Here is a 416-nt window from a genome sequence, read left to right as displayed (position 1 = left end):
GAAGCCAGAACCGAGGCGACAAATGACCTGTATTTTAGCCGAGTGTCGCAATGGGATGACTGGCTATCAAACTACACTACCCTGCAATATCGCGGACAATTCGATGTTGTTCGCCCGGAGGTCAGGAAACTGGTCGCAGAGATGCGCCGGAACCCTGTCGACGTTCTCTTCCGACCCAAAGACGGCGCTAATCCTGATGCAGCCGATGTATTGATGGGGATGTATCGTACTGATATGCGCCATAACACGGCAAAGATTGCCGTTAACGTTGGCGTTCGTGAGCAGATAGAGTCAGGCGTTGGTGCATGGCGTCTGGTCACGCAGTACGAAGACAACGATCCAACAAGCAACAATCAGGTAATCCGACGCCTGCCAATCCATGAAGCCTGCTCACACGTCATATGGGACGCCAACAG

General features: G+C 52.9%; 1 protein-coding gene. It reads left to right on the top strand.

The window, feature by feature from the left end:
- A partial coding sequence (locus tag ABZJ92_RS22325) for a portal protein (protein WP_353765467.1) occupies window positions 1–416 on the top strand: 416 nt, incomplete at both ends.

Origin of the sequence: Shigella sp. FJ200513, from assembly GCF_040495915.1 — a bacterium.
Classification (GTDB): Bacteria; Pseudomonadota; Gammaproteobacteria; order Enterobacterales; family Enterobacteriaceae; genus ECMA0423.
Note: the sequence above shows the minus strand (reverse complement) of the source record. Positions and strands in the feature narration are given on the sequence as shown.